At 68.1% G+C, this 24,258-nt stretch carries 14 protein-coding genes; 4 read left to right on the top strand and 10 right to left on the bottom strand.

Annotated features, from left to right (window positions below):
• Positions 1 to 20: 20 nt before the first annotated feature.
• Positions 21 to 725, bottom strand: coding sequence for a hypothetical protein (locus tag BM393_RS25365; RefSeq protein WP_141225395.1), 705 nt, complete (start codon positions 723 to 725; stop codon positions 21 to 23).
• A gap of 176 nt (positions 726 to 901) precedes the next feature.
• On the opposite strand from BM393_RS25365, the gene BM393_RS25370 reads away from it, so the two are divergent.
• Positions 902 to 1,258: a hypothetical protein gene (locus tag BM393_RS25370; RefSeq protein WP_141225396.1), complete on the top strand. Its 357-nt coding sequence runs from the start codon at positions 902 to 904 to the stop codon at positions 1,256 to 1,258.
• A gap of 16 nt (positions 1,259 to 1,274) precedes the next feature.
• On the opposite strand, the gene BM393_RS18770 is transcribed toward BM393_RS25370, so the two are convergent.
• Positions 1,275 to 2,171 (bottom strand): hypothetical protein, encoded by an 897-nt coding sequence (locus tag BM393_RS18770; RefSeq protein WP_091730121.1) that lies wholly within the window; start codon positions 2,169 to 2,171, stop codon positions 1,275 to 1,277.
• Positions 2,172 to 2,551: 380 nt separating this feature from the next.
• On the opposite strand from BM393_RS18770, the gene BM393_RS18775 reads away from it, so the two are divergent.
• Genes BM393_RS18775 through BM393_RS18785 form a run of 3 tightly spaced genes read left to right on the top strand, consistent with a single transcriptional unit; the run spans position 2,552 to position 8,496 of the window.
• Positions 2,552 to 3,745 (top strand): efflux RND transporter periplasmic adaptor subunit, encoded by a 1,194-nt coding sequence (locus BM393_RS18775; protein ID WP_091730125.1) that lies wholly within the window; start codon positions 2,552 to 2,554, stop codon positions 3,743 to 3,745.
• A gap of 18 nt (positions 3,746 to 3,763) precedes the next feature.
• Entirely contained in the window at positions 3,764 to 7,060 is a 3,297-nt protein-coding gene (locus tag BM393_RS18780) for an efflux RND transporter permease subunit (protein ID WP_091730129.1), read from the top strand.
• On the top strand, positions 7,057 to 8,496 hold the full coding sequence (locus BM393_RS18785) for an efflux transporter outer membrane subunit (RefSeq protein ID WP_091730132.1): 1,440 nt from the start codon (positions 7,057 to 7,059) through the stop codon (positions 8,494 to 8,496). The genes BM393_RS18780 and BM393_RS18785 overlap by 4 nt, the downstream gene beginning before the upstream one ends.
• 91 nt (positions 8,497 to 8,587) lie before the next feature.
• Here the strand turns inward: BM393_RS18785 and BM393_RS18790 are convergent, their stop codons facing one another.
• The 8 genes from BM393_RS18790 to BM393_RS18825 form a co-directional block, all read right to left on the bottom strand.
• Complete coding sequence (locus BM393_RS18790; RefSeq protein ID WP_254783495.1) at positions 8,588 to 10,744, bottom strand: alpha/beta hydrolase domain-containing protein; 2,157 nt, start codon at positions 10,742 to 10,744, stop codon at positions 8,588 to 8,590.
• A 96-nt stretch (positions 10,745 to 10,840) separates the two neighbouring features.
• Positions 10,841 to 11,653, bottom strand: a complete 813-nt coding sequence (locus tag BM393_RS18795) for a LytTR family DNA-binding domain-containing protein (RefSeq protein ID WP_091730137.1) — start codon at positions 11,651 to 11,653, stop codon at positions 10,841 to 10,843.
• Between the two features lie 66 nt (positions 11,654 to 11,719).
• Positions 11,720 to 12,859: a sensor histidine kinase gene (locus BM393_RS18800; RefSeq protein WP_091730142.1), complete on the bottom strand. Its 1,140-nt coding sequence runs from the start codon at positions 12,857 to 12,859 to the stop codon at positions 11,720 to 11,722.
• Positions 12,860 to 12,945: 86 nt separating this feature from the next.
• Positions 12,946 to 13,701, bottom strand: a complete 756-nt coding sequence (locus tag BM393_RS18805; RefSeq protein ID WP_091730145.1) for a class II glutamine amidotransferase — start codon at positions 13,699 to 13,701, stop codon at positions 12,946 to 12,948.
• 30 nt (positions 13,702 to 13,731) lie between these two features.
• The gene (locus tag BM393_RS18810) at positions 13,732 to 14,970 is read right to left on the bottom strand and encodes a geranylgeranyl reductase family protein (RefSeq protein ID WP_091730150.1); all 1,239 of its coding nucleotides are present in this window, start codon (positions 14,968 to 14,970) and stop codon (positions 13,732 to 13,734) included.
• Between the two features lie 86 nt (positions 14,971 to 15,056).
• The gene (locus tag BM393_RS18815; protein ID WP_175538412.1) at positions 15,057 to 17,744 is read right to left on the bottom strand and encodes a TonB-dependent receptor; all 2,688 of its coding nucleotides are present in this window, start codon (positions 17,742 to 17,744) and stop codon (positions 15,057 to 15,059) included.
• 588 nt (positions 17,745 to 18,332) lie between these two features.
• Positions 18,333 to 21,071, bottom strand: coding sequence for a TonB-dependent receptor domain-containing protein (locus tag BM393_RS18820; protein ID WP_091730157.1), 2,739 nt, complete (start codon positions 21,069 to 21,071; stop codon positions 18,333 to 18,335).
• A gap of 359 nt (positions 21,072 to 21,430) precedes the next feature.
• A complete protein-coding gene (locus tag BM393_RS18825) occupies positions 21,431 to 24,118 on the bottom strand; it encodes a TonB-dependent receptor (protein WP_091730160.1) in 2,688 nt (895 codons plus the stop codon).
• Positions 24,119 to 24,258 lie beyond the last annotated feature (140 nt).

Consider the following 24,258-nt stretch of genomic DNA (forward strand, 5'->3'; position numbering starts at 1 on the left):
CCCGGGCTTGCCCGGGTTTTTTATTGAAGGCGGTCCATTCCTTGGGAGAGAGCCGCGGCGAGTTCTTGCTGGATGACGCGGACGTTGCGGAGGTCTTCCTCGTTCAGCAGCGCCCTGACCTCGCCTGCACATTGGTCCCAGTACTCGTTGCCTTCGGGGGCGGCAAGGGCGACCACCTGCAGATAGGCATAGGAACGAGGTAAGTCCTTGGCCACCTGCTCGCCGGACTGCAACTTCATGGCGAGTGCTTGCAACGCCTCCAAAGAGCCCGCGCGAACCGCGAGCTCCAAACCCTTCATCGCGTCTTCGATCAACGCGGGGCGTCGCGGGTCGCCGTCGGGAAGTCGATCCGCGGTATTCAGCGCAGCGAAAGCTGCAATCCAATAACCGCCTCGAGCGGCGATCCGCATCCAGTTTTCCTTGTGTTCCGGGGTCCAGTTCTTCGGGGCCATGGCATCCTGCTGGTCGAAGCTGGGAATCACTGCCCAAGGCCCACGACGCTCGGTGGATTGAGCGAACGAATACATCGTGTATGCGGCCGTGGCATCGCCTTCGCTGCTTTGCGTGATGAGCGCTTCCAGAAACGGGGCCGCCGCAAATGGATCCTCCAAACGGACACGCCGCTCGTGTGCTGCCTCCGATTCAAAGCCGATCCAATCGGCCCAAGGAGCTGCGTATTCCGAAGTCCGGACGTCGGTCGCGGTAGAAATCTTCCGATTGGCCATGTAGCGATTTTGGAGGCGGTAACACTGACTTATCTCAGTGGGCAAATTGACCAATGAAAGTAATGGTTCTCGCGTCGGCCTCCCGGTAGAACGAGAAGTGCGAGCCAGTATCTGAACCAGCCAGCCAATGGCCGTTTCAACGGTCCCTCCCTCTTGCAACCGAAGGAGATACTGGCTTGTTCGCCTTTCATCATTCCCGCGCCGCATTCAATTCGCTGATCCTGCTCCTGGGAAGCGAGCATGCGTTCGGCCAAAGCCCTCGTCTCGAGCCGGCATGCCACGAAGAGCGCTTGGCGATGGATTCCATCAAGGCCGAAATTCTCGCGTATCAACTAGGAGCAACTTCAGAAGTTCCTGGCAGTGAAATCATGGCCGTGTCCTATTGGGGGCACATTGGAGGAAGCACGAGACAAGCGAAATCTATCGCACGGCGAAGTATCTTTGGCCACTCGGGCAAGTTTACGCAATCAGGAAGAGGGTGGAAATTCACTTCATGGGCCGCGGCGATGCGCTCAGAGTCACCCTCGCTTTGACATTCCAAGGCCCGCGTCAGCGGGCCTTGTTGCTTTCGAGCGCTTTCGCCAGACGCTCCTGCATGGAACGCGCGAACTCGATGTCGATAGGGCGGAGGCCGGGCCGAATCTTCTCGGCCTGCTCTGAGAGGAATGAGTCCCCGGTCGCCGCCGCTGCGACCTGCAGGTAGGCAAAGGACTTTCGCAGGTCCTGCTGCACCAGTCTTCCGTCGGAATGCACCCGTGCCAGGGCCAGGATGCACTCGAGGCAACCGCGCCTGGCCGCATAGTCCAACGACAACACCGCATCCGAGATCGTGTCCGCGCGATGCGGATCCGAGGCGGCCATGAACTCGGCCTCCTGGAGCATGCTCATCGGCGGGGACGGGTCCCCGCTGAACACGGCCTGCCGCCGCCAAGCCCGCCGCTGTTCCCTGGTCCAGCTCTTCGGGACAGAGCAATCAAGCCGCACATATCCAGGCGGTAGCTGGGCGTCGCCACGATGGGCATCACAGTATTCGGCCAGGTCATGCAGCCGCAGCGCCGCTTCAGGCTCTTGCCTCGACGCGCGCTCCAGGAGGTCGCGCAGGTTGTCGACGGCGGTGAAGGGATCGCTTCGCAGTTGCCTGGCCCCTCGTTGGTCGTCCGTCTCGAGCTGCAGGAGTTGCGGCCATGCGGCGGGGAACTCGATGCTCGTCGCGGAGGGGCCGCTCGCGGCCGACACCGGCCGCGCCGTTGACGTCGGCGGCAATTTGGCGACCCTCGGCGCCGCAGAGGGCGCGACGCTGCTCGCTACGAGATCTGGGATCTTCACGCTTGCGCTGATGACGCGTTCTTCCTGGTCCAGCCAAGCCCAACCGAGTGCCCCTGTCAGCAAGGCGACCACCACGCCGGCCGTCGTCTTCGCGAGCGCCCATCTTTTCGTTTGCGTCATTTGCTTCCTTCGTTCAGCCGTCGTATTCGACCGCACCAGTCGGTGACGCGTTCTCCCGGTTCGAACTCGCCCCAAAAAGCCGCACCCGCTTCGAACACGCCGCGCTTCAATCCCTAGCAGGCGCGCTCCTCCTTCGGGCGTCTCGACTGGCCGTTTTCAGAGGGAGTCCGGCGTCCTTGCCTAATCCTCCTGACGTTTTCCGGCATCCGGCCCAACGAGACTTGCGCACAACCTTGCCCAGGCAGTCAATGTCGTCCTGACAAGGCCTGAGCTTCAGGGACAGGTATTGCCCTCGGCACTTTGCGGTCATTCACCGACCGCTTACATTCCGCCGCACGCTGCGGTGCAACAGATGCCGCGGGCGTTTTCGGGAGTGATGCATGGTCGGACCGTCTTTCCATCGCAATGCCGTCGCTGGCGCCTTCGTGGCGCTGCTGCTGACCGCCTGCGGACAACAACAGGATCAACAACAACAGCATGGCGGCCCCCCGCCCGTGACGGTCGCCCCGGCGATCGCGCGCGAAGTCCAGGACTTCGATGAATTCACCGCGCGCCTGGAAGCGCCCGACACCGTGGAGATCCGCGCCCGCGTCGCCGGCACGCTCGACAAGGTGCACTTCCGCGAGGGCCAGGTGGTCAAGAAGGGCGACCCGCTCTTCACCATCGACCCCCGCCCCTTCCAGGCCGAGGTCGCCCGCGCCGAGGCCCAGCTCGCCGCCGCGCGCACCGCCGCCGAGCTGTCCAAGTCGGACCTCGGCCGCGCCGAGAAGCTGGTCTCGATCCAGGGCGTCAGCCAGCAGGAGATCGACCAGCTCAAGGCCGCCGTCCGCAACAACGACGCCAACATCCGCGCCGCCGAAGCCGCGGTGACCCAGGCCCGGCTGAACCTGGAGTTCACCCAGGTCCGCGCCCCGGTCACCGGCCGCAGCTCGCGCGCCAACGTCACGCCCGGCAACCTGGTCAACGTGGGTGAGCCCGTGCTCACGACCGTCGTCTCCAGCGACAAGGTCTATGCCTACTTCGACGCCAGCGAGGCGACCTTCCTGAAGTACGCCGCCGCCGCCCGCGCCGGTGGCGCCAAGCGCGAGCAGGCCAGCAAGGTCCACCTCGGCCTGGCCAACGAGCAGGGCTACCCGCACGAGGGCCGCATGGACTTCGTCGACAACCGCCTGAACCCGGCCACCGCCACCATCCGCGGCCGCGCCGTCTTCGACAACAAGGACGGCGCCTTCACGCCGGGCCTGTTCGCCCGCGTCAAGCTCGAAGGCACCGGCAGCTACACCGCCACGCTGATCCCCGAGCGCGCCATCGGCACCGACCAGGCCAACAAGGTCGTGATGGTGGTGGGCGCCAACAACATCGTGGCGCCCCGGCCGGTGGTCGTCGGCGCCCAGTTCGACGGCTACCGCGCGGTGCAGGGCGTCAAGCCCGGCGAGCTGGTGATCGTCGACGGCCTCCAGCATGCGATGCCCGGCGCGCCGGTCACGCCGCAGCAGGCCAAGCTCGACGACAAGGGCCGCGCGGTCGCCCCGCCGCAAGGCGCCGCTCCCGCCGCCCCGGCCGCGTCGAAGTAACCCGGCGCGAGGTCGTTCATGGATATCTCCCGCTTCTTCATCGAGCGGCCGCGCTTCGCGTCGGTCCTCTCGATCTTCATCTTCCTGGTGGGCCTGCTGGCGATCTTCCGGCTGCCCATCTCCGAGTACCCCGAGGTCGCGCCGCCGCAGGTCGTCGTGCGCGCCCAGTTCCCCGGCGCCAACCCGCGCGTGATCTCCGAGACGGTCGCCACGCCGCTCGAGGAACAGATCAACGGTCTGGAAAACGTCCTGTACTTCGACAGCCAGGCCACCGCCGACGGCGGCATGACGCTGACGGTGACCTTCAAGATCGGCACCAATCCGGAAGCCGCGGAGACGGCGGTGCAGAACCGCATCAACCGCGCGCTGCCGCGCCTGCCCGACATCGTCCGGCAGATCGGCGTGACGACCGAGAAGTCCAGCCCCAACCTGACCATGGTGGTGCACATGGTCAGCCCGGACAACTCGCGCGACGCGCTGTACCTGCGCAACTACGCGCAGCTGCAGGTGCGCGACGAGCTGCTGCGCGTGCAGGGCATGGGCTCGGTGCAGGTCTTCGGCTCGGGCGACTACGCGATGCGCATCTGGCTGGATCCGGCCAAGCTCGCCGGCCGCGGCCTCACCGCCACCGACGTCACCAACGCGATCCGTGAGCAGAACACGCAGGTCGCCGCCGGCGTGGTCGGCGCGCCGCCGGCGCCGAAGGGCACCGACTTCCAGCTGCAGATCAACACGCAGGGCCGCCTGGTCACCGAGGAAGAGTTCGCCGACGTCATCATCCGCACCGACACCGCCACCGGCGGCCTGGTGCGCGTGCGCGACGTCGGCCGCGTCGAGATGGGCCCCGGCACCTACGCGCTGCGCAGCCTGCTCAACAACAAGGAAGCGGTCGGCATCGGCATCTTCCAGGCCCCGCAGTCCAACGCGCTGAACATCTCCAAGGACGTGCGCGCGACGATGGAGCGGCTCAAGGCCAACTTCCCGGCCGGCGTCAGCTACGACATCGTCTATGACCCGACGCGCTTCGTCGCCACCTCCATCGAGAAGGTGATCCACACCCTGATCGAGGCGGTGCTGCTGGTCGTGCTGGTGGTGATCATCTTCCTGCAGACCTGGCGCGCGTCCATCATCCCGCTGTTGGCCGTGCCGGTGTCCATCGTGGGCACCTTCGCGGTGCTGCTGCTGCTGGGCTACTCGATCAACACGCTGACGCTGTTCGGGCTGGTGCTGGCCATCGGCATCGTGGTCGACGACGCGATCGTGGTCGTCGAGAACGTCGAACGCAACCTGGAGGACGGCCTCACGCCGCACGCGGCGACGATCAAGGCGATGCAGGAGGTCTCCGGGCCCATCATCGCGATCGCGCTGGTGCTGTGCGCGGTGTTCATCCCGCTGACCTTCGTCCCGGGCCTGTCGGGCCAGTTCTATCGCCAGTTCGCGGTCACGATCGCGATCTCGACGGTGATCTCGGCGTTCAACTCGCTGACCCTGTCGCCCGCGATGGCGGCCTTGCTGCTGCGTCCGCACGACGCGCCCAAGGACCCCATCATGAAGGTGATGGACAAGCTGTTCGGCCGGTTCTTCCACTGGTTCAACTGCTTCTTCCAGCGCCGCAGCGAGGGCTACAGCCGCGGCGTCACCGGCATCCTGCGCCGCAAGTCGGCCGCGCTGATCGTCTACGCCGTGCTGCTGGGCCTGACGGCGCTGCTGTTCACGCGCATCCCGTCGGGCTTCGTGCCGGCGCCGGACAAGCAGTACCTGATCGGCATCGCGCAGCTGCCGGCCGGCGCCACGCTGGACCGCACCGACGAGGTGATCCGCCGCATGAGCGACATCGCGCTGAAGGTGCCGGGCATCCGGGATTCGATCGCCTTCCCGGGACTGTCGATCGCGGGCTTCTCGGCCGCGCCCAACGAGGGCATCGTGTTCTTCGGCCTGGACGACTTCGAGAAGCGCACCTCGGCCGACCTGTCCAAGGATGCGATCCTGGGCAAGGTCAACGGCGCGATCCAGCAGATCCAGGGCGCGCGCATGTTCGTCGTGCCGCCGCCGGCGGTGGACGGCCTGGGCAACGCGGGCGGCTTCAAGGTGCAGGTGCAGGACCGCAACGGCCTGGGCGAACAGGCGCTCTACGGCGCCGTCTGGGGCACGCTGGGGCCGATCTACGGCGACCAGAAGAGCGGCATCGGCACGCCCTTCTCGACCTACGACATCAACGTCCCGCAGCTGTTCGCCCACGTCGACCGGACCAAGGCCAAGCAGATGGGCGTGAGGCTGCAGGACATCTACGACACGCTGCAGATCAACCTGGGCTCGCTGTACGTCAACGACTTCAGCCGCTTCGGCAAGACCTACCAGGTCATCGTGCAGGCGGACGCGCCCTTCCGCGCCAATGCCAGCGCGATCACCGACCTGAAGACGCGCAACGAGCGCAATGAGATGGTGCCGCTGGGCGCGCTGATGAACGTCGATCCGACCTTCGGCCCGACGCGCGTGACGCGCTACAACGGCTTCCCGAGCGCCGACATCAACGGCGCCGCGAAGCCCGGCTTCTCCAGCGGCCAGGCCGAGGCGGAGATGGAACAGCGGCTGAAGAACCTGCCGCGCGGCATGACCTACGAGTGGACCGAGCTGACCTACCAGGACCGGCTCACCCGCGACATCAAGGCGGGCAGCTTCTCCATCCCGACGATGGCGGCGGTGCTGGCGATCTCGGTGCTGCTGGTGGTGCTGGTGCTGGCGGCGCAGTACGAAAGCTGGACGCTGCCGCTGGCCATCATCCTGATCGTGCCGATGTGCATCCTGTCGGCGCTGTTCGGGGTCTGGCTGTCGCACTTCCCGCCCTTCATGCAGGCGGGGGACCTCAACATCTTCACGCAGGTGGCGCTGGTGGTGCTGGTGGGCCTGGCCTGCAAGAACGCGATCCTGATCGTCGAGTTCGCCAAGGAGCTCGAGGAACGCGGCGAGTCCATGGTCGACGCCGTGATCCATGCCTGCCGCATGCGTCTGCGCCCGATCCTGATGACCTCGATCGCGTTCTGCGCTGGCGTGATCCCGCTGATCCTGGGCACCGGCGCGGGCAGCGAGATGCGCCGCGCGATGGGCATCGCGGTGTTCTCCGGCATGGTGGGCGTGACGCTGTTCGGCATCTTCCTGACGCCGGTCTTCTACTCGCTGCTGCGCAAGGGCACGGAGAAGCAGCGCGCCCATGCGGTGGAGCTGCGTCATCAGATCGATGCCGCCGCGCACCCGTTCCACCCGGGCGTCGACGACGCCGACCCGCCCAAGGGCACTTCGCCGAAGGGGCACGCATGATGTTCTTCCGAGTCTCTCTGATGGCCGCCGCGGCGGCCGCCACGGTCGCGCTGACCGGGTGCTCGACGGCGCCGGCGCCGAAGAAGTCCGAGGTGCCGCTGGCGTCCGGTTTCGCCAACGCGCCGCAGGGCGATGCCGGCACGCTGGCCCAGGCGCCGGTGGGCCGCTTCTGGCAGGGCTTCAATGACGCCGGGCTGGACGCCCTGGTGCAGCGCGCGCTGCAGGCCAACACCGACCTGCGCGTGGCCTCGGCCAACCTGCGCGAGGCCCGTGCGCTGTCGCGCTTCGCCGATGCGCAGCTGTTCCCGACGGTGGACCTGAACGCCGGCGCCGCGCGGGTGCGGGCGCCGGACTATCAAGGCAACCCGCAGACCAACAACGCGTTCTCGGTCGGCTTCGACGTGCGCTGGGAAGCCGACCTGTTCGGTCGCCTGTCCGACGAACGCCGGGCGGCCGCGGCCGACCTGCTCGCCGGCGAGGCGGGCCTGCGGTCGGCGCAGGTCAGCGTCGCGGCGGAAGTGGCGCGCAACTACTTCGAGCTGCGCGGCCTGCAGGAGCAGCTGCGCGTGGCCCAGCAGTCGCTGGACACGCAGCAGGGCGCGCTGAAGCTGGTGGCTGGCCGCCAGGAGGCGGGCCGGGGCACCGGCTTCGACACCGAGCGCGCCCGTGCGCTGGTCCAGAGCACGGCCGCGACGATCCCGGCGCTGGAGATGGCGCTGGCGCGCACGCGCTATCGCCTGGCGGTGCTGACCGGCCAGCCGCCGACGGCGCTGGACGTGGAACTGTCGGACGTCAAGCCGTTGCCGGGCCTGAAGACGATCGCGCTGGACCGCATCGGCACGCCCGAGGACCTGCTGCGCCGCCGCCCCGACGTGCGCGCGGCCGAGGCGCAGGCGGCGGCCGCGGCGGCGCGCGTGGGCGTGGCGCGTTCGGCGATGTTCCCGCGCATCACGCTGGGCGGCACGATCGGGCAGAACGCCTCGCGCATCGGCGACCTCAACGACGGGCCGGCCTATGCGTACAACCTGGGCGCCCAGCTGGTGTGGAACCTGCTCGACTTCGGCCGCATCCGCGCGCAGATCGCGGCGGCGGATGCGCGCAACGAAGCGGCCTTCGCCAGCTACGAGCGCACCGTGCTCGCCGCGCTGGAGGAGACCGAGGGCGCGCTGGTGACCTACAACCGCAGCCAGCAGCAGGCGCAGGCGCTGTTCGACGCGGCCGTCTCGGCGGAGCGCGCCGCCAACATCGCGCGCGAGCGTTTCAAGGTCGGCATCAGCGATTTCCTGGCGGTGCTTGACGCCGAGCGGGAACTGCTGACCGCGCGCAACCAGCTGGCGCAGTCGCAGACGGCGGCCGCGACCTCGCTGGTGGGCGTCTACAAGGCGCTGGCGGGCGGCATCGACGGCGAGGCGCCCGCGCAGACCGCGGCTCGCTGAGGGGTCTGACCGCGGGGACCCCTCGCCCCCACCCCCCTCTCGCGCGCTCCCGCGCTGCGGGAGAGGGGCCTCGATGGCTTGGTGAACTGCCTCACCGGAGCACGTCGCTGGACGCTGCCTCCTTCAACAACCGCTCACGGTCGGCCTTCAGCAGGAAACCTTGCGCCATCGCGCGGTCCGCGGCCTTCCGCACAGCCGCGACATAACCGGCGTGATCGCCGTAGCGCTCCTCCAGCGACAGGCGCGGATCGCCGTTGGCCTCGCGCTCGGCGCGGGTGCGTGCGAACGGCACGTAGCCGCCGGCGTAGTTGCACACCTGGCCGGCGTGGAGGCCATTGGCCGTGATGTTCCAGCCCAGGTAGGTGCCCAGCGGCGCCATCGTCAGCACGGTCGGCACGCCGCCGAGCTCGTTGCCGTCGGCGTCGACCCGCGGCACCTTGGCCGGCAGCACGCGGCGGATCGTCGGCGGGATGCGATCCGGCACGCCCGCGGCTTCGACACGATCGAAGCCCGGCCCCCAGTCGTAATCGAAGACCGGGAACACGAAGTTCTCGGGCCTGAAGACGCTGTCCGGAATACCCGGCACGCCGGGCGGAAAACCCATGGCTTCACGCGTCGGATCGACCAGCTCGCCGCGCGCCAGCGTCGGATAACGGCTCGGCGGCGGTGGCGTTCCCTTGAGCACCCAGTCGCGCATCGCCGCGCTCAGCAGGTTGCGCAGCTCGCGATGCGGCACCGGGTTCGGCGCCAGCGTCGCCTGCCCGAACTGGTTGCCCGGACAGCTGAACGGCGTCGCCCCGCCGGCGTGCCGGAAGCCGCCCGCCCCGCCACCGTGCGGGCTGCCGGCGACGTAGTAGCGGCGCACGTCCGGCGCCAGCGGGATGTCGACATCGGCCGACGACCCCACCCATTCGAGCGAGAGCTTGAGCGCATAGACCTCGGCGGCGCCGAAATGCTCGAACACCTTGGGGCAGGTCTTGCTGGCGGTGCAACGCGTGAGCAGCCCCTTGGCGGGAAGCTCGCGGACGCGGTCCGGCCAGTCGACCCACCATTGGGGGCCCTCGCTGCCCATCTGGTAGAGCTCGAGCACGCCGTCGGGCTGCGCCCAGCGGGCGTTCGCCGCGACGCGGCGGCCCGCGATGATGGCCCAGGCGCCGTCATGGACCTGCCGGCCGGCCTCGTCCTGGTTCAGGCCCATGAAGAGGAACTGCCGGACCATGTTCCCCGATTGGGAGACACCGCGGATCGCGCTGCCGCGCACCTGGCCGGCGATCGGATTGGGCGTGCCGGCGTCGTCCGCCTTCTCATGGCGGAAGAAGGCGCCGACGTCGCGGAACGCCGCCATGCCGACGCCCAGCACGTAGGCGTTGCCCGCCGTGTAGGTCAGCTGGTAGACACGGTCCGCCTGGAAGCCGTGGCGCAGGCAGACGTGGATCGGCAGGTTGTCCGGCGCGCGCGTGGGATCGATGTCGACCGGCGTGCCGGGGAACGGGTGCTCGGCGTCGCAGCGGGCGAAGGCCCAGTCCTTCGGATCGACGGTGCCGGCCGTGGTGACGCGGCCGTCGACGGTCTCCTGCGTGTGGATCGTCAAGGTGGCGCGCGAGGTGTCGAGCGAGACCGGCAGGTAGGGAACCGGGTTGCCCTGCACCAGCAGCGGCTGCGAGTCGGCACCGCGGCGGTTGACGATGCGCGCCATCACCGTGCCGGTCACCGGCGCGCCGTCGATGCGGGCGATGGGCACGCGGACGTAATGGTGGCGCGCCGCCTCCGGGCGCCAGCGCGGCACGCCGGTGCTGCCGGCGTTGTCGGCCTGCCAGCCGCTGCGCAGACCGATGTCGCCCGCGGCCAGCTCGCCGGCCTGCAGCCGGACCTCGCCGCCGCGGTTGGGCACGTCGTGCCACAGGAAGCCGCTCGCGGTCTTACGGCCGACCGGACGGGTCAGCACCCAGTTCGTCTCGTAGCGCACCTTGCCGTCCGGGTCGGCGCCCAGGCGCAGGTCGGTGATCACCGCGTTGCGCGGGTCGGCCGGGTCGAGCTCGCCGAAGGCGCGACCGCGCAGCCGTTCGTAGCCGCGCTGCTCGCCGATCAGCGGCGTCACCTCGTCGATGACGATGCGCGTCACGCGCGCCTGCACCGGGGACGCGCCCAAGGCCGCGATCGCCAGCAGCAGGGCGGCGCGCGCGGTGCCGTTTCGGGGATCGCGACCGCGTTCGCGCCGGTCGCGCGAGGACGTGATGCCGTTGCGCATGCGGGTGGGCTCCGTCAGGCCGTGGGCCTCGTGGAAGAAGCCTTCGTTGTACCTCGACGGCGCCCCTCCCGCGCCCCGCCTCCGCACGAACCGGCGTCACTGGCCCTTGAACAGCCCCTGGAACTGCCGCGAGACCGGCAGCTTCTCCGCGCAGCCCTTCAGCGACAGCTGCATCGTGTTCTCGTCGACGCGCGTCGCGCTGGCGATGAAGCGGCTGTTGACCAGCACCGAGCGGTGCACCTGCCAGAACACCGAGGGATCGAGGTCGCTCAGCAGTTCCTTGAGCGCGGTGCGGATCCAGGCTTCGCCGTCGCGGTGGACCACCCGGGTGTAGCGGCTGTCGCTCTGGAAGAACAGGATGTCGTCGGGCGCGATCAACTGGATCTCGCGGCCCTGGCTGGCCTGGATGGGGCGCATCGCGGGGCGCTGGGCCGGCAGCAGCTGGCGCAGCAGCTCGAGTGTCGCGGCCGGCATCGCCGGCAGCGGGGCCCCGGCTTCCGACGCGCCGTCCGCGCCGTCCGTCCCGGCGGCGCCCTGGGCCTGACGCTGGCGCAGGCGCTGCAGGCAGTGCTCCAGGCGGGCGTCCTCCACCGGCTTGAGCACGTAGTCGACCGCGCCGGCCTCGAAGGCCGACAGCGCGTGGTCGCCATAGGCGGTGACGAAGACGACGCGCGGCGGCTCCGCCAGCTGCGCCAGGCGCTGTGCCACCTCCAGGCCCGACATGCCGGGCATCCGGATGTCGAGGAAGCACAGTCGCGGCTCATGTTCCAGGCAGTCGTCCCAGGCGTCGCAGCCGTTGACGCTGGCGGCCACGATCTCCAGTTCCGGCGCCAGTCGTGCCAGCGCGGCGCGCAGCTGCTCGCGCGGGCCTTCCTCGTCGTCCGCGATCAGCGTGCGGATCTTCGTCATGCGTTGTTCTCCCCTCGATGTGTCCTTGTCCTGCCGCGAGGCGGGGCGCCGTGTCGCGCGCCGCGCTCAGGCGGTCGGCAGCTCGACCCAGGCCAGGCAGCCGGGCGCCTGGTCCGGCGCGGGCTCCAGGCCGAGCCGGGCCTCGGGGCCGAACTGCGCCTGCAGCCGCTCCCGCGTGTTGGCCAGCCCCAGGCCGTCGCAGGCGCCCGGCGTCAGGCCCTGGCCGCCGTCCTGCACCTCCAGCCGCAGCCGGCCGTCCGCCGCCTTCACCCGCACGGCGATGTGGCCGCCTCTCAGGCTGGGCTCGATGCCGTGCGTGATCGCGTTCTCCGCCAGCGTCAGCAGCGTGCCCGGCGGCAGGCTGGCGCCGGCGATCACGGCGCCCGCCCCGGCTTCCGTGTCCAGCGACCAGCTGAGCCGCTGCCCCAGCCGCGCCTGCATGATGTCCAGGTAGCTGCGCACGATCTGCAGTTCCTGCTCGAGCGGCAGCCGGTCCTGCTCGAACATCGGCAGCGTCGCGCGCAGGTAGCGCGTCAGCGAGCGCAGCATCGGGCCGGCGCGGTCGTCGCGGGTGTCGACCCAGTGCTGCAGCGAGGCCAGCGTGTTGAAGAGGAAATGCGGCTGGATCTGCGCCGTCGCCAGCCGCTGCGCCATCGCGATGCGTTCGTCCTGGGCGTCGAGCTCGGCCAGCCGCGCGCCCAGCTGCTGCGTGCGGTACAGCGTCAGGAACCACCAGGACGACACCGTCAGCGTCATGCCGCCGGCGGCGAAGGGCAGCAGGTCGCGCGCCTCGTCGCGGTAGCCCAGCTTCACCATCACCAGCGTGATCAGCACCATCAGGATGCTGAGCGCCAGCGTGGCGCCGTTGAAGCGGGTGCGGGTCGGCTGGCGCCACAGCCAGCGTCCGACGCCCAGTCCCAGCGACGCCATCGCCAGCCCGCCGATCAGGATCACGTGCGCCAGGTGGCGCGGCAGCATCGTGTAGAAGACCAGTCCCAGCACCAGCACGTTGCTCATCACGTAGCAGTCGATGCCGCTGGACCAGCCCTTCAGGCCGGAGCGCGCGATCTCGGCCTCGGAGAAGCGGCGGCGCGGGCCGGGGAACAGCCAGTAGGCCCAGTCGAAGCGGACCCCGGCGCCGGCTTCGGCGGCGGGCTTGGCCGGCACGGCGGTGGCGGCTTCGGCGGGAGCGCTGGGCGAGGTCATGGGGCGAGTCTAGGCCAGGGGTGCGGGGCGGGCCGCCGGATGCGGCGAATGGCGGTTGGCGGGGACGACTGGCCCGCAGCCCGGGCTCAGCAGAGTGGTTCGCCGCCCAGGAACACCTTCAGCGTGCCCGGCTCGATCGGCACCCAGGCTTCGCCGCGCGTCAGCGGTTCGGTGGCGACGATGGCGATGCGGTCGTCCTCGGTGGTCTTGGCGGACAGGTCGACGCTCAGGTCCTCGTCCTGCAGCGTCACATGGCCGAAGGGCGGCTGGCGCAGCAGGTAATGCAGCTTGGTCGAGCCGTGCGCCCACAGCGCCTGGCCGTTGGACAGCAGCATGTTGAAGGTGCCGTGGCGGTTGAGCTGGGGCAGCAGCTCGCGCAGCGTGTGGTTCAGTTCCTCGATGGCCGGCATGTTGGCGTGGGCCTTGGCCAGCTCCTGCATCAGCCAGCAGAAGGCCTGCTCGCTGTCGGTCTGCCCGACCGGCTTGAAGGCCGCGTGCAGCCGGGGCGCGAAGCCCTTGAGGTCGCCGTTGTGCGCGAACACCCAGTAGCGGCCCCAGAGCTCGCGCACGAAGGGATGGGTGTTCTCCAGCGAGACCACGCCCTGCGTGGCCTTGCGGATGTGGGCGATGACGACGTCGCTGCGGATCGGGTAGGTCTTGACCAGCTCGGCCAGCGGCGAGACCCGCGCGCTGTGGTGGTCGACGAAGTGCCGCAGGCCGCGGCCCTCGAAGAAGGCGATGCCGAAGCCGTCCTTGTGCTCATGGGCCCGCGTCGCGAGTCCGGCGAAGCTGAACATGACGTCGGTCGGTCGGCGGGCGTTCATGCCCATCAGCTGGCACATCGCGGTCTCTCCAGGCTCAGGTCGCGGCGCTCATTCGAGGAACAGCCGCGTGATCCCCTTCAGGCTCACCAGGTTGCCGGGGTTGCTGGTCTCGTTGAGCACGCCGCTCATGCGTTGCAGCAGGCGCGGGCTCTTCTTCGCGCGCCAGATCAGGAGGTCGGCCAGCCACGGGAAGCGGTTGACGCGGTTGCCGCGCTCGTAGAGGTCGTACTTGGGCTGCAGCGCGCGCAGGCCCTGCTCGTATTGGGCGCGGACCTTGGCATCGAAGCCGTCGACGCCGGTGGCGTGGGCCAGGATCGCCTCGGCCGCGAGCAGGCCGGTCTCCATCGCCTTGCCGATGCCTTCGCCGGTGAAGGAGTAGGTCGAGCCCGCCGCCTCGCCGGTCACCAGCAGGCCGGGGCGGGTCCAGCGCGCGCCCTTGAGCGTGCAGCGCAGCGGCGCGCCCTTGAGTTCGCCGACCAGTTCGCCCTCGGCCATCAGGCGCTTGGCGGGCGGGTAATGCGCGACGAAGGCGTCGAAGATGGCGCGCAGGTTGACGTCCTTCTTCTGGCCCTTGCCGGCCAGGTCCTGATGGCTGTCGGTGACGCCCACGCCGATGTTGAAGCTGCCGTCGGGCGCCGGGAAGATCCAGCCGTAGCCCGGCTGCACCGGCTTGCACCAGACGACTTCCAGCGCCTTGATCTCGCCGACCATCGACGGCGCGTGGACGTAACCGCGCAGCGCGACGCCGCTGGGTGTGTGGCGCTCGCACATGCCGGCGGCCGTCAGCGCCTTGGGCACGGCGCCGGTGGCCAGGATGACCCAGTCGGCGGCGATCTCGTGCGGCTGGCCCTCGATCGAGAAGCGGGCGCCGCGCACCCGGCCCTGGGCGTCCTCGAGCGCCGCCTCGAAGCGCGCCGGTGCCAGGAAGCGCGCGCCGGCCTCCTGCGCGCCGAGGTTGAGGAGTTCGTCGAGCTGCCTGCGCGGCAGCACGGCGAGGTGGCCGGGGACGTCGATGCGGCCGCCGCGCGGTCCGACGCAGCCCACGTGCGCCGAGCGCTGCGCCTTGGCCATCACCCGGTCCAGCAGGCCCAGGCGCTCGAGCGCCTGGTGCGCGTCGGGGATCAGGCCGTCGCCGCAGACCTTGTCGCGGCCCAGCGGCTGCTGGTCGGCGAACACCACGTCCACGCCCGCCCGGGCCAGCCAGCGCGCCGCGGCGCTGCCGGCGGGGCCGGCGCCGATGATGAGGACCTGGCACCGCGACGGCGGCATGGAAGAGGTGTCGGACATACGGGGACGGAGGCGGCGGAAAACGGATCCGGACAAAGAAAAGGGCCCCGGATGGGGCCCTCGGATTGTGTCGGATTTCCCGGCGATCAGAAGTCGTAGGAACCGCGGACGTAGAAGGTGCGGCCGGTCGGATCGGTGTAGCGCGGGTCGAAGCCGGCCTGGAAGACCTGGGTCTGGAAGCTCAGCGGGGGATCGCGGTCCGCGATGTTGCGCACGCCCAGCGTCAGCGAGGCGGGCTTGATCGGACGCCAGGAGGCGTACAGGTCCGCCGTCGTGTAGCTGCCGACGTGGTTGGTCGGCGTCACGTCGATGTAGCCGGACTTGTAGTGACCGGTCAGGCCGACGGTGAACTTGTCGTAGGACCACACGGCCGACAGCGTGTGCTGCCAGCGGAAGACCGGGCCGGCACCGGAGTAGACGCCGACGTTCTGGTTCCACGGACCGTCCTGCAGGTCCTGGTACTCGTACTTGGTCACGTAGGTGCTGTTCAGGCCCAGCATGACGTTGCCGGCACCGGCCAGGCGCAGGCGGTAGTTGGCGTTCAGGTCGAAGCCGTTGGTGTTGTTGCCGCCCAGGTTGAGCTGGCGCACGTCCACGTAGCCGCAGTCGGTGCCCGGGCACTGCGAACCGTCGACCGAGAGCTGGCCTTGCGAGTTGCGGTGATAGAACTGACCGAACTTGTCCTGGTTGGCAGGGTCGAACAGCGACGCGTCGCCGATCACGCCGATCAGGTTCTTCACGCGCAGCCACCAGAAGTCGACGCCGAAGCTCAGGTCGTTGAGCGGGGCGAACTGGAAGCCCAGCGACGCGCTCTTGCTCTTCTCGGGCTTGAGCTGGTCGTTGCCGCCGTTGCGGACCATGAACTGGGCGTCGCACAGGTTGATCGTGGTGCCGCCGTTGGCGCACAGCACCGGGTCGTTGACCGTGCTCGAGTTCGTGTAGGTCGGCGCGGCATGCAGCTCATACAGCGAGGGCGCGCGGAAGCCGGTCGAGTACGAACCGCGGATCAGCACTTCCTTGGACGGCTGGAAGCGGAAGCTGACCTTCGGATTGGTCGTGCTGCCGAAGTCGTTGTACTTGTCGTAGCGGACCGCGGCGGTGACATCCAGCGTCTTGAGCAGCGGCACGTTCAGTTCGCCGTAGACGGCGTAGACGTCGCGCTTGCCGGAGCTGTAGATGTTGGGGTCGATGCCGGTCGAGGCGACCACGGTCTGCGCATAGGCGTCCTGCGCGTCCTGCGTGAACTTCTCCTGGCGGAACTCCGCGCCCAGCGCCAGGGCGGCGGCGCGGCCGGCACCCAGCCAGTCGCCCAGCTCGCGGCTGGCGTGGGCGTCCAGGTTGGTGGTGCGGCCCTTGCCGATCATCAGGCGGCCCAGCGCGTTGGCGCTTTGGAGGTAGGCCGTGCCAGCCGCATCCTGGTCGCCGAACGGGTTGATGATGCCGGTCAGGATGCCTTCGGTGATCTTGTTGCCGTCCGTGTAGCCGCTGATCAGGTCCTCGGTGACCTTGTTCTGGTTGTAGCTCAGGCCGGCGGAGTAGTCCCAGCCCGCCAGCGTGCCGTCCAGCGACAGCACCAGGCGCTGCTGCGTGTTGGTGTTCTTGTCGCCGCGCGGGCCGTTCGGGGCGTCACGCCACTTCAGCGTGATGTAGCCCGGCTGGATGGTCGCGCCGCCGTCGGTCATCGTCTGGCCGGCGTAGTTGTCGCCGTCGTAGGTCGAGCTGAGCGCGGGGTTGTTCGGATAGAACGGGTTCGGCGAACCGTCCGGACGCAGGCGGTTCTGCACCAGGAAGCCATACGGCACCGGCGCGATGCGCGTCTTCACCTCGGAGCGGGTGATGAAGTACTCGGCGCCGAAGGTGTGGTCGTTGCTCAGCTTGACGGTGCCCTTCAGCATCGCCGAGGCGCGCTGGCTTTCGGGCACGTAGTCCACGAAGCGCGAGGTCGACATCGTGCAGGACGTCTGGTCCGCGTTCGGCACGAGGAAGATGCCGCTGGCGCAGGTCGGGGCGGCCGGGTTGTAGACCGTGCTGCCGTCCTGGTAGTAGTTGGCCGGCAGGGTGGAGCCGGACTTGCCGCCGACGAAGCGCGTGTTGTAGTCGCGCTGCGTGCCGCCGATCGGGTCCTGCTTCTGCAGGTCGACGAAGCCGAACAGGTTGAAGCCCTGCTTGTCCAGGTCGCCGTAGCCGAAGCCGGCGTTGGCGTTGCGGGTCTTGCCGCCGGCGTGCTGCGGCGAGTCGTAGCCCAGCGTCACGGTGCCGCCCTGGTAGTCGGAACGGGTGATGAAGTTGATGACACCGCCGATCGCGTCCGTGCCGTACAGCGAGGAGGCGCCGTCGCGCAGCACCTCGATGCGCTCGATGGCCGCCAGCGGGATCATGTTCAGGTCGGGGGCCGAGCCGTCGAACGCGTTGTTGGCGATGCGACGCCCGTTCAGCAGCACCAGCGTCTTGTTCGCGCCGATGCCGCGCAGGTCGGCGAAGGAGGCGCCGCCGGTCGACGAGCCGACGGCCTGGCTGGTGCCCAGGCTGCTCTGGCTGGCCGTGAGGGTGCTCAGGATCTGCTCCACCGTCGTCAGGCCCTGCTGACGGATGTCGCTCATCTTGAAGGTCGTCACCGGCACCGACGATTCAGCGTCGAGCCGCTTGATCGCGGACCCCGTGACGACGACTCGTTCGAGCTGGCTCTGGTCTTGTTGGTCCTGGGCCAGCGCCGGGAAGGACGCGGCCGCAATGGTGGCGGCGACTGCCAGGCTCACCGCGTTCAGCTTGTACATATGCACCTCTAGGGGGAGAGTGCCCGCCCTCCTTGTGGGTGCGGCGAGCCGGAATTGAAACGGCCCCGCATCGCGAGGCCTGGGCAAAAGTGTGCTGATGAATCCCCAGAGGTCATAGGTCCGTGTTCGTAAATCGCACTGGATCTGACGGCTACCTGTCGAACCTGCATTTTTTGCGGGTTTTTCCTTACTGTTTGGTGACATTTCGGTCGTGCCTGCGCCACAGTTTCCGCATTTACATGGGCATTACTCTCACAGAAATGTCGGATATGGAGATGGATTCAAAACCATCGTATTTCGCACCAAACGTTGATAACCCGTTTGTATGACGTGAAGATACTGAGAAGGCGCGTATGGAATCGGCAACGCGCAGTTGGGGCCGGGCGCCGGTGAAGTATGAAAAAACCGATTTAATTCAACGACTTGGAATTTCATTGAGGCGATGGAAACATTACTTCACGTGCCGGTCGGGCGGATTCCAGTTGCCAAGGCGCCGACGCTGGTGGCAGGACAATAAAAAAGGACCCCGAAAGGGGTCCTTGTGTGCGGTGCGGGATTCGCCGCGGATGCGGCGAATCGCAGGTCGGATCAGAAGTCGTAGCTGGCGCGCGCCTGGAAGGTGCGTCCGATCGGGCTGTAGTAGCGGTAATCGAAGCCCAGCATGTGGCCGCCCTTGACGCGCAGCGACAGCGGGGGTTCCTTGTCGAACACGTTCTTGATGCCCAGGGACAGCGTCAGCTGCTTGTTCCAGGTATAGGCGGTCTGCCAGTCCAGCGTCACGTACGGCTTGACCTTCAGGCGCACCACTTCCGTCTCGCCATTCGCCAGGTTCTCCACCTCGGTGGGGAAATCCTTGTAGCCCGACTGGAAGTTGATGTTGGCCGCATGCACCCAGTTGCCGGTCTGCAGCGTGTTGGTCCACTGGCCCTTCCAGCGGAAGGTCACGTCGCCGATCGACGGATGGTTGTCCGCGATGGTCGAGAAGTATTCGCCGCCGGCCAGCAGCTGCTGCTTGTCGTTCAGCATGTAGGTGGCGCGGACATTCGACGTCAGGCGGCCGATCGGCGTGTTGACGCGGCCGGTCACGTCGAAGTCGATACCGCTGCTGAACGACTTGCCCAGGTTGGTCGTGCTGGCGTTGTAGGCCAGGAATTTCTCGCCGGTGACCGGATCGGTGTAGACCAGCCACAGGTTGGAGTACTTCTGCGGATCGCTGAAGGCCTCGTTCTCGTCCACCGAGCCGAAGGTCTTGTCGATGCCGACCCACCACCAGTCGGCGCCGAACGAGAAGGTGCTCGTCGGCTCGACGCGGAAGCCCAGCGTGGCCTGCTTCGACTCTTCCGGCTTCACCGTCTTCACGCCGCCGGTGAACACGTTGTACTGCTTGTCGCCGGCCTGGCAGGTCGCACCCAGGCTGGCGGCCATGGCGGCCATGCCGGCATTGCAGGTGTAGGGCTCGGCGGTCACGCCGAATTCCTGCAGCGGGCGGTACAGCTGGCGCAGCGTCGGCGCGCGGAAGCCGGTGCCGATGGAACCGCGGACCAGCAGTTGCGGCATCGGCGTGTACTTGAACGACAGCTTGCCGTTGGTCGCGCTGTCGACGTGACGGTAGTTGTCGTAGCGCACGCCGGCGGTGACTTCCAGGTTCTTCACGACCGGGACGATCACTTCGGCGAAGGCGCCCATCGAGTCGCGCTTGGCGCTGTACGGGATGACGACGGTGCTGTCGCCGAAGCGCTGGTCGTCGCCATTGACGCCGCCTTCGCCGCGCGCCACGGCGCCCGGATCGTCGGTGACCTTGTCCTTCTGGAAGGAGGCGCCCAGCGCTAGGTAGGCGCCGCCAGCGGAAGTCGAGAAGATCTCGCGCTGGGCACGGACGTCGGCGTTGAACAGGGTGCTCGTCTCGGTGTCGTAGACGCCCGAGATCATGATCTGCGAGGCCGCGTCGCGCGCCGCCTGCGACTGCTGGCCCGGCAGCACGAACGGGTTGTACAGGCCGCTGCGCAGCAGGGCGCCGAAGGCCTTGGCCAGCGGATAGCCGGAGTTGCTTTCCTCGACCACGGCGCGTTGGTAGCCCGCGGTGGCGGTGTAGTCCCAGCCGGCGAGCTGGCCGTCGAGCTGCAGCCACAGCGCCTTGTTGTCGCGATCGAAGGTGCTGGTGCGGTTGCCCAGGTCGTAGGCGCGATAGGACACCGACGCGATGCGGTTCGGGTCCAGGCCGATGGATTGCAGATAGGCGGGGGTGTAGCCGACCGCCGCCAGCTCGTTGGCGAACGGGCCGTTCGGATCCACGGCGACCGAGCCCGGCACGGCGGCGATCTTGCCGCTGGTCTTGGTCTTGCCCAGCAGCAGGTCGGCACGCAGCGTGTGGTTGCCCAGCTTCACCGAGGCGGAGCCGAACAGGTTGGTGCGCTTGCGGTCCGGGAAGGCCTGGACCGTGCCGGCATAGTCGAAATAGCAGGACTGGCCCACCTGCACGGTGCGCTCGGCACACTTGCCGTTCTGCGCCAGGTAGACGTTGCGCAGTTCCGAGCTCAGTTCGCCGTCCTCGATCACCGGCACGTTCACGTTGCCCGGAATGGACGAGGGCGAGCCGTTGAAGAACTGGTACTGGTTGCCGTTGTGGCTGAAGTTGATGACGCCGGTCTTGGTGAAATCGCGTTGGTCGGCCGTCAGGGCGTCGCGCTTGTCCACCGACAGGGCGGCCATGATGTTGAAGCCGTCGCTGTCCAGGTCGCCGAAGCCACCGGAGATTGACGCGCTGCGCTCCTTGCCGCCCTTGTGCTGCGGGACCGAGACGTTGGCGCTGATGTTCTTGCGCGTCGAGTTGTTGCGGGTGATGAAGTTCACCACGCCCGCCACGGCGTCCGAGCCGTAGAGCGCGGACGCGCCGTCGGTCAGCACGTCCACGCGCTCGATGATCGACAGCGGGATCATGTTCAGGTCCACCGCCCCGCCGGCTTCGCCGATCAGGCGGCGGCCGTTCAGCAGCACCAGGGTGCGATCGCCGCCCAGGTTGTGGATGGACACGGTGGCCTGGCCGCCGCCGCCGCCACCGACGGTGTCACCTTCGGTGATACCGCCCTGCACGGACGACAGGTTCTGCATCAGTTCCACGACCGAGGTCACGCCACTGCGCTCGATCTCGGCGCGGGTGACGGTCTGCACGGGCAGCGAGCCCTCGGCGGCGATGCGCTTGATCGCCGAGCCGGTCACGACGACGCGTTCCAGCTGGGCTTGTTCCTGCGCCTGGGCCAGGGCGGCCGACGACGCGGCGGCGAGGGTGGCGGCGACTGCCAGGCTCACCGCGTTCAGTTTGTTCTTCAAAAGACACTCCTAAAGTGTTGAGCGGCGGCGCTTTTGGCGGCGCGCAAAACGTTACCGGACGGCGGTCGGACGTTTTGAATGCGTGACTGCCGTGTGAAAAGAGTGTCAATGAACGGCCTTCGCCGATCGGCGGGGGTTCCTACCAATTGAGCCGGCGGCGGGCGGTCGGACGCGAGCGGCGCCCTGCAGCGAAAAACCCGCCGTGGCCAGGGTCACGGGTGACTTTCGGCCAGTGGCGGGGATGCGGGCGATGTCGCGAAGGGGACAAACCCGGAGGCGTTATGCGCCCAGCCCGTTGCGACTCGGCAACAGGCTGTCGTCCGGCCGCGACAGGCGGCCGGGGTTTCACGACAACGCGATCAGAACCCGTAAGCAGCGCGCAGGAAGAACGCGCGGCCCAGCGGGTCCGAGTAGCGCGGATCGAAGCCGCGCTGCGAACGCGTCGACTGGTTGGAGAACGGTGGGTCGGTGTCGAACAGGTTCTTCACGCCCAGCGTCAGCGACGTGGCCTTGTTGAACTTGTAGGTGCCCGACAGGTCGACCAGGGTGTACGAGTCGACATTGCCGTAGAACGACGGGCCGCCCACGACGGTGGTCGCATCGTTCTGGTCGCGATAGCCGGACTGGTGACGCACCGCCAGGCGCGCGCCCCAGTTGTTCATCGCCCAGGCGGCCGAGATGTTGTGCTTCCAGCGGAAGACCACGCTGTTGTCGTTGTAGTAGGCCAGACGGCTCTTGAACTTGTCCTCCGGGCTGGTCTGGTACTCGTACTTGTGAACGTAGGTGGCTTCGTACGCCAGCGACAGGTTGCCCCAGCCACCCAGGCCCTGGCTGTAGGCGGCGCTCAGGTCCAGGCCGTCGGTCTTGATGCGGCCGATGTTCTCGTTGTGCGTGATCAGGTAGGCGATCGCCGGGCCATTCACCCACAGGCCGGAGCAGCGCTGCAGGTTGGCCTGCTCGGACACCGGCAGCTGGTTGCATCTGACGATGCGGTCGGCGTAGCGGGTGGAGTTGGCCAGCAGCGTGTCCACCGGCAGCACGTCGATCTGGTCGCGCAGCTTGATGTTCCAATAGTCGACCGCGACGGTCAGCGCCTTGGTCGGCTCGAACACCGCGCCCAGCGTGAAGGTCTTGGACTTCTCCGGACGCAGGTTGGCGTCACCGCCGTTCTGCACCTGCGGCTGCTGGCGGCAGTCGCGGCTGCCGATGCCGCCCAGGGCGACGATCGGGTTGCCGTTGGCATCGCAGAGCACCGGGTCGTTCTTGGCGCCGGAGGTGAAGGTGACCGACTTGGGGGCGTACAGGTCGTCCAGCGCCGGGGCGCGGAAGCCGGTGTTGTACGAGCCGCGGAAGGCCAGCTCCTTCATGGGCTGGAAGCGCAGGCCGATCTTCGGGTTGGTCGTGCGGCCGGCGTCGGAGTAGTCGTCGGTGCGCAGCGCCAGCTGGACCTCGACCATCTTGTGCACCGGCAGCAGCAGCTCGACGCCGATCGCCTTGACTTCGCGCTCGCCGCCGACGTGGTTGGGCGAACGGCCGGCCGACGGAATCGCCAGCACGACGGCGTCGTTGGTGTCGTTCTTGTAGAACTCCTTGCGGAATTCACCGGCGACCGCGATCGCCGCGCGGCCACCCGGCAGGTCGAAGATCTCCTTGCTGACGCGGGCATCGACGCTCTTGGTCGTGCCCAGCGCGTTGGCGAAGACGCCGGCGCGCTTGGCCTGCTGGATGACCGCCAGCTGGGCCGGGGTGGCCTCGCCGAACGGGTTCAGGTTGCCGGCGGCGACCTGGGCACGCACGAAGGGCGCGTTCACGTAGCCGTCCACGGCCGCGTCATTGGCGGTACTGCGCGAGTACAGGGCGCCGACCTTGTAGTCCCAGCCCGCGATCACGCCCGACAGGTCGGCCACGACCCGCTGCGCTTCGGCATGGGCGCCGTTGGTCCGCGAACCGGCCGGCACCATGCGCCAGCCGACGCTGATCGGCTGCGTCAGGTTGATGCCGGGATAGGTGCTCGGGAAGAACGGGTTGCTCGGCTGCATCGTGATGCCGGTCACCGGATCCGGCGCGATGCGCGAGATGTTGTCGTTGACGGTCTGGTTGCCTTCCAGCGAGAACTGGTGGTCGTCCGACAGCTTGAAGGTGAAGCGGCCCGCGAGCGTGTCCTGCTTGGTGTCGGGAATGATGTCGATCGTCGAGCTGAAGTCGAAGATGCAGTTCGCCGCGTTGGTCGGGCTGACCAGCGACAGCGGCGGTTGGCAGGTCGGGGCGGTCGGGTTGCCGCTGAAGGTGCTGCCTTGGGTGAAGTTGCCCGGGAAGGTGGTGCCGGAGCTGCCCGACACGCCGCGCGACGGGATGATGCCGGTGCGCGCGAACTCGCGGTCCAGCGCGCGCACGCGCTGCTGACGGCGCTGGTCGTACGAGGCCCAGAAGTTGATGCGGTCCTTGTCCAGGTCGCCGAAGCCGATCGTCACCGATCCGCCTTCCTTCTTGCCGCCATCGTCCTGCGGACGGGTGGCTTCCAGCACGATCTGGCCACCGCGGTAGTTGGTCTTGGTGATGAAGTTGATGACGCCGCCGATGGCGTCCGTGCCGTACACGGCGGAGGCGCCGTCGCGCAGCACCTCGACGCGGTCGATGACGGCGAAGGGGATCGAGTTCAGGTCGACCGCCGTGGCGCCGAAGGCGAATGCCGTCATCCGGCGGCCGTTCAGCAGGACCAGGGTCTTGTTGGTGCCCAGGCCGCGCAGGTTGGCATAGGCCGCGCCGCCGGTACTGGAACCGATCGAGTTGGAGCCGGTGTTGCTGGACTGGCTGGATGCCAGCAGGTCGATGATCTGCTCGACGCTGGTCACGCCCGACTGGCGCAGTTCCTCGGCCTTGATGACCGAGATGGGCAGCGCGCCCTCGTCGGCGATCGAGCGCTTGATGGCGGAGCCGGTGATTTCGATGCGTTCCAGCTGCTGCGGTTGCGCGTTCTGTGCGTGCGCACCCATCGAGGCCGCGAGGATCGCTGCGGCCAGGCTGACTTGGCGAAGGGAGTGGGACATGCCTGTTCCGTGAAATGGCAAAAATGACAAGCAGCCTCCCGGCCCAGGCGGTGGCCATGTGACGGGATGCTGCGCAGAGGTGAAGAAACTTTAAGGAACAGGTGTTGCCGGCCATCCAAGGGCTGTTCCCTACGGGATTT

The organism is Mitsuaria sp. PDC51 (genome assembly GCF_900113225.1).
Taxonomy (GTDB): domain Bacteria; phylum Pseudomonadota; class Gammaproteobacteria; order Burkholderiales; family Burkholderiaceae_C; genus Roseateles.

Bases quoted from the DNA above. Each gene is read 5' to 3' on its own strand.
- BM393_RS18800 (WP_091730142.1), bottom strand. From the start codon at position 12,859: ATGACCTCGCCCAGCGCTCCCGCCGAAGCCGCCACCGCCGTGCCGGCC.
- BM393_RS18810 (WP_091730150.1), bottom strand. From the start codon at position 14,970: ATGTCCGACACCTCTTCCATGCCGCCGTCGCGGTGCCAGGTCCTCATC.
- BM393_RS18780 (WP_091730129.1), top strand. From the start codon at position 3,764: ATGGATATCTCCCGCTTCTTCATCGAGCGGCCGCGCTTCGCGTCGGTC.
- BM393_RS18795 (WP_091730137.1), bottom strand. From the start codon at position 11,653: ATGACGAAGATCCGCACGCTGATCGCGGACGACGAGGAAGGCCCGCGC.
- BM393_RS18805 (WP_091730145.1), bottom strand. From the start codon at position 13,701: ATGTGCCAGCTGATGGGCATGAACGCCCGCCGACCGACCGACGTCATG.
- BM393_RS18770 (WP_091730121.1), bottom strand. From the start codon at position 2,171: ATGACGCAAACGAAAAGATGGGCGCTCGCGAAGACGACGGCCGGCGTG.
- BM393_RS18785 (WP_091730132.1), top strand. From the start codon at position 7,057: ATGATGTTCTTCCGAGTCTCTCTGATGGCCGCCGCGGCGGCCGCCACG.
- BM393_RS18825 (WP_091730160.1), bottom strand. From the start codon at position 24,118: ATGTCCCACTCCCTTCGCCAAGTCAGCCTGGCCGCAGCGATCCTCGCG.
- BM393_RS18815 (WP_175538412.1), bottom strand. From the start codon at position 17,744: ATGTACAAGCTGAACGCGGTGAGCCTGGCAGTCGCCGCCACCATTGCG.
- BM393_RS18775 (WP_091730125.1), top strand. From the start codon at position 2,552: ATGGTCGGACCGTCTTTCCATCGCAATGCCGTCGCTGGCGCCTTCGTG.
- BM393_RS25365 (WP_141225395.1), bottom strand. From the start codon at position 725: ATGGCCAATCGGAAGATTTCTACCGCGACCGACGTCCGGACTTCGGAA.
- BM393_RS18790 (WP_254783495.1), bottom strand. From the start codon at position 10,744: ATGCGCAACGGCATCACGTCCTCGCGCGACCGGCGCGAACGCGGTCGC.